General features: G+C 73.8%; 5 protein-coding genes and 1 pseudogene. 5 read left to right on the forward strand and 1 reads right to left on the reverse strand.

The window, feature by feature from the left end; genetic code table 11:
* From E1283_RS31520 to E1283_RS31540, 5 genes and pseudogenes are all read left to right on the forward strand, one after another.
* Positions 1–191: beta-1,3-glucanase family protein (locus E1283_RS31520; RefSeq protein ID WP_243745238.1), on the forward strand; the 191-nt coding region annotated here is incomplete at its 5' end.
* A 146-nt stretch (positions 192–337) separates the two neighbouring features.
* A pseudogene (locus E1283_RS31525) lies at positions 338–594 on the forward strand (hypothetical protein).
* 86 nt (positions 595–680) lie between these two features.
* Positions 681–1,130 carry a DUF6228 family protein gene (locus tag E1283_RS31530; protein ID WP_243745239.1) on the forward strand — a complete coding sequence of 150 codons (450 nt, stop codon included), beginning with the start codon at positions 681–683 and terminating at the stop codon, positions 1,128–1,130.
* A gap of 136 nt (positions 1,131–1,266) precedes the next feature.
* On the forward strand, positions 1,267–2,589 hold the full coding sequence (locus E1283_RS31535; RefSeq protein WP_132821589.1) for a hypothetical protein: 1,323 nt from the start codon (positions 1,267–1,269) through the stop codon (positions 2,587–2,589).
* Positions 2,586–4,478 (forward strand): hypothetical protein, encoded by a 1,893-nt coding sequence (locus E1283_RS31540; RefSeq protein WP_132821590.1) that lies wholly within the window; start codon positions 2,586–2,588, stop codon positions 4,476–4,478. The genes E1283_RS31535 and E1283_RS31540 overlap by 4 nt, the downstream gene beginning before the upstream one ends.
* 3 nt (positions 4,479–4,481) lie before the next feature.
* Here the strand turns inward: E1283_RS31540 and E1283_RS31545 are convergent, their stop codons facing one another.
* Positions 4,482–4,832, reverse strand: a complete 351-nt coding sequence (locus E1283_RS31545; RefSeq protein ID WP_132821591.1) for a hypothetical protein — start codon at positions 4,830–4,832, stop codon at positions 4,482–4,484.
* Positions 4,833–4,968 lie beyond the last annotated feature (136 nt).

The raw sequence follows: 4,968 nt of genomic DNA on the forward strand, positions 1-4,968 counted from the left end.
CCAGCCAACCCACCACCAACCCCGCCGACTTCTACCGCGCCGACCCGGCCCACCACTACGCCCGCGTCCTCCACGAGGTCAGCGCCGACGGCCGCGCCTACGCCTTCGCCTTCGACGACGTGGCCGGCTTCGCCTCCTACATCCAGGACAACGCGCCCAGTTCCCTCACCCTGACGCTCACCCCGTTCTGACGCACCGCCCCGACCGGGGCTCGACCGGCGACCGGCGGACGAACCCACCGCCGGTCGCCGCGTCGCGGCCGCTCCCGGCCGCCGAACTCACTCGCGCGTAGAAATCACGGGTACCGCTCTTGCGTTCCCTCCCTACCCGCGAGTCAATGAGTGCCACAGGGGCTGATGGAACGTCAGCCCGTCCTTGCACGGCCGACTGCGGCAGCTACGGCTCCGGGGAGGCGCGGCTGGTGGCCACCCAGGACGGCATGGCGGCGACGGCGTGACGACCGGCCCGCTGAGCGGGACGGTGGCCGGGGGCGACGTGCTGGAGGCGGGGTCCCTGGAGTTCGCGGTCCTCGGCTTCATCACGGTCAACTGCACCGCGACCTCACCGCAGTCGCCCGGCCCGTTCGTGTTCTGATGCCGCGCCCGATGACTGCTTCCGGCCCCCGTCGACGGCCGCGGCGGGGGCCGGGGGCCGTCCGCCGATTCGCTACGCTGCGGGCCATGGGGGAGGAAGAGGAGAGGGAACCCGCCGTGCGCGTCGGCGGAAAGGGACCGCGGGACATGGTGTTGCGCTTCCACCAGTTGGCGCGATCCTTCCCCGAGATCCCGCACGACCCGATGCGCGACTTCCTCGTGACCGCGCGCTGCGACGCGGCGTGTGTCGAGGTCACGGTGCGGACCTGGCGCGGTGACGGTCTCGACGGCTTCCTGGCCGAGCTGGCGGAGGACTTCCGCGGCTGGAACGGGGCCAGGAACTGGCGCTCCCTCGAACGCGACCTGACGCTCTCGGCCGTGCACGCCGGCTCGCGCGTCCGACTCACCTGGGGCCTGCACGCCCCCTTCCCCGATGACGACTGGCACTTCGAGGCGACGACCGAACACGCCCCGGGGGAGGACATGCGGCGCCTCGCCGGCGAGATGCGCGCGTTCCTGGACGCCGACCCCGCGTAGCCCTCCGCCCGCACGCCCCATCACGCGCTTTGGCGCTCCGCCGCTACCGGCATGTCGACGTCTGCCGGAGCGCATAGTGCTGGTAATCACGGGTCGAGTCGCGCCCGGGGGATGTGGTGACAAGGGGGGCTGCCACATGTCATGGATGCCGCTGCTGCACTACGACTTCGTCAATCACGCCGCGCTGGACGAGACCGGGCACGGGTTTCATGGGCGGGTGGAACTGCCCGCGGCGGATCGGTGGGTGGATCGGCCGGTGGAGGGGATCGCCACCGCCGTGCGGTACGACCATCCGGAGTCCAAGATCGTGGCCGGCCCGCGGCCCGAGTTCGCCGGGTGGCGGGGGCTCCGGGTGCGGGCGTACTTCAGGGCCGAGGACGTCCTGGCCTCCCGCCGGCTCAACCTGGTCGAGGGGGACGGCTCGTTCGCCCTCTTCACCGAGCCGGGCGGGGTGCTGTCCGGCACCATCAACGATGGCTCGCCCGAGTGGTGGGGCCTGTCCAGCGGCGTCGGGCGGCTGCGGGCCGGGCAGTGGCACCTCGCCGAGCTGCTGTACGACGCCGGGCAGGTGCTCACCCTCAGCGTCGACGGCCAGTTGCTCGGCGCCCGGGTCACCGCCGGGCTGCCGATCCGGCCGGTCGCGGAGAAGGGCATCCGCGTCGGCTACTGGCCGGGCGGCGACGCCCGCTACACCTTCCGCGGGCTGATCGGCCCGGTCTGGGTGGACACGCTCGACGAGCGCGAGGAGCTGGTCACCAACCTCGTCAAGCTGCTCTGCGCCGGCACGGACGGCACCAGCCGGCTGGAGCGGTGGGACGCCGCGCTGCGCCGGGAGTTGACCGGCGCCGAGCAGCAGGCGCTCCGGGGCTACGGTGCCGCCGTCGTGGCCGCCGTGAAGCGGCTGTCGGGCGTCGTCGTGGGCCAGGCCGCCGACCCGGCCGCCACGTTGGACGCGCTCATGCCGATCGCCGTCGAGATCGCCGAGCTGACCCAGCGCCACGAGCAGGCCGGCACCGATCTGCTGAAGGACCCCGCGCTGGCCAGGCTGTCGCAGCGCTACCTGACGACGGCGTGCGCGGGCAACGCGGCGGCCGAGCAGGCGTTCGGCTGGGAGGCGCTGCGGCTGCTCGCGGCCGATCCGCTGTCCCCGGACCGCTGGGAGGAGATCCGGCGCGCCCACCCCGACTGGTGCGTCAGCTCCTTCCCGCTCGTGTTCCCCGGCGGCGACCCGGGCGCGTACGACTGGCTGGTGGAGTGGCTGGAGCGCTGGTGCGGCCGTGACGGGCAGGGCCCCGGCGGCCCCGGCGGTCCCGGCTGCGGCTGTGGTCCCGGCTGCGGCTGTGGCCCCGGCGGCGGCGGTGGCGGCGGTGAGCGGGAGCGCGGTCACCGGGGGACGCACGTCCACATCCACTGCGATCAGCACCACCATCACCACCACGAGCGGGGGAAGACGTCATGAGCAGGCTGGACACCGTCCGCACCTACCTCATCGAGCGGTTCTTCGAGATCCTGACCACCGACCCGGACTTCGTCGGCCTCACCGAACCGGCCGAACTGTTCGACGCGGAGGGCCGGTTCATCGTGCCCGCCACCCCGGCCGGCTTCGTCCGCATCCCCACCACGACCGCCCTCGCCGCCCGCATCGAAGGCACCACCGATCCGGGGCGGCGGGAGCAGCTGGAGCGCTTCCGCCACGTCCTGGAGACCACCCTCGCCGAGCTCTTCGGCCTGCTCGCCGCCGACGACCGGGAGAGCGCCGAGGAGTTCGTGGCGGTGGCCGAGCGCTGCGCGCCCGTCGTGCGGCACCCCGACAGCCAGACGTACTGGCCAGTCGACATCGCCCGCTATCTCGGCTTCGACGACGGCGTGCTGCGCGGCCGGCTCCACACCGAGGAGGGCTCCCGCCCCGTCGGGCGGGACACGTTCGGGGTGCTCTTCGACAACCCGGACGCCTGGCAGGGGCCCGCCCCCGAGGACGTTCCGGAGGGCGGTCGGCGGCCGTTCACCGCCACCATCGGCATCGACGCCGGGGTGCCGCCCTACCCCGACTCGCCGCTCACCGCCGGGCACCTCAACCTGCCGGCCAGCGACGCCCGGCTCACGCCCGGCCGGCTGACGCCCACGCTGTTCTCCGAGGTCAAGTCGCCCGAGGCGGCCTCCCGGTCGAACCGGCACTACGCGGCCACGGCGGCCCGCGGCGGGCGCTTCGCCGAGCTGCGCAACAACCGGATCCACCTGGACCCGCTGCGCGAGGTGGCCTTCCCGCGCAACGGCGGCGAGCCGCTGATGTTCCTGTACCACGCCTTCTACCCGGCGGACGACGGCGCCCGGCGCGAGGGCGACGGCGGTGGCACCAACCGGGAGTTCCACCACCTCGCCGTCGGCCTGCTGCTGGACCGCTTCCCGACCGACGAGTACGGCTGCGGCAACGGCTGTGGCGGCGGGCCCGCCCTGAGGGCCCGCCGGGCCGAGCGGCTGAGCGGGCTGCTCTTCCTCAGCACCAGCCCCACCACCGCCACCGTGATCCCGCTCGACCACCCCGCGGTGACGCTCGTGGACGACACGGGGGCCGTCAGCCCGGACGGGCTGCATCCGGTGGTCTTCGCCAACCTGTTGGCCGTCCAGGGCCTGGAGAACCAGGTCAGCTACGACACCATCGCCGAGGGCGGCGCCGGCGTCGCCACCTACGACCCGGGCGACAGCGAGTTCTGGGCCGGCATCGGCGCGGCGCTCCCGGTGTTCGCCATCGGCGGCGCCGGCATCGGCGCGGTCGTGGGCGGGGCGGTCGCCGGACCGATCGGCGCCGGCATCGGAGCCGCGGCCGGGGCCGTCATCGCGATCCTTGTCCTGATCCTGATCAGCCTCCTGGCCTGGCTGGCGGCCCTGGTGCAGAACAAGCTCTTCGGCGGCGTCAAGGACCGGCAGAGCGACTACACCGACATCGACGGCTACTACGGCGACAAGAAGCCCCTGGAGTCGTTCCGGAACCCGGCACAGCAGGACATCGGCCCGCCCGGCGTCGTCTCGGAGACCGGCGGCACCACCCCGGGCCGCTCGTACACGCTCCAGAACATCCCGCACTTCCCGGCCGCCAACCTCTACGGTCTCGACTTCGGCACCGGCGAGACCTTCCGCATCGTGGACGACGCCACCAGCCGCGAGATGCTCGGCTGGCGCGCCTTCACCGGCGGCGTCGGCTACCAGTTCGAACGCCCCGTGCCCGGCCGCACCGAGACGTCGGGCGCCTCGCTGCGCGACTACTTCGAGCTGTTCACCACCACGTACGAGGGGCTGCGGGCCGCCAGGGAGCAGGTGGTCTACTTCGGGGCGGAGCCGGGCGTGGCGTAGGCCTCAACGACGGGGCTCCCGGCCGGCGGCGAGTTCGGTGAAGACGAGATCGGGGTCGTGCTGCTTCCAGTACCGGAACAGCAGCGTGACGCCCCGCCCGTCCGCCGCCAACGAGCCGATCGGCAGCGTCGGGTCGACGAGGTAGCGGGGCTCGGCCCACTGCTGGGCGACGACGGCCAGCGGGCGGCCGGCGCCCGTCAGGATCCAGGTGGCCCGGCCGCCGGCGATCGTGGCCAGGAAGTGCCGGGCCACCAGATCGGCGACGACGGCGGCCAGTGCGGTGTCGGCCGGCAGGTCGAGGGTCCGGGCGTGCGGGAGGGCGTCGTCGCCCGCGGCGACGCTGGTCCGGTCCACCGTGATCCGGGTGGCCCCGGGGCCGCCGCCCCCGGGGGCCGCCACCCCCGGGCGGCGTGTCGTCGGCGCTCATGCCGTCAACCTACCGACGCCGGCCGGGAGAAGGGGGGCCGGGAGAAGGGGCCCGGGAGAAGGG

Origin of the sequence: Streptomyces hainanensis (assembly GCF_004348415.1) — a bacterium.
Taxonomy (GTDB): domain Bacteria; phylum Actinomycetota; class Actinomycetes; order Streptomycetales; family Streptomycetaceae; genus Streptomyces; species Streptomyces hainanensis.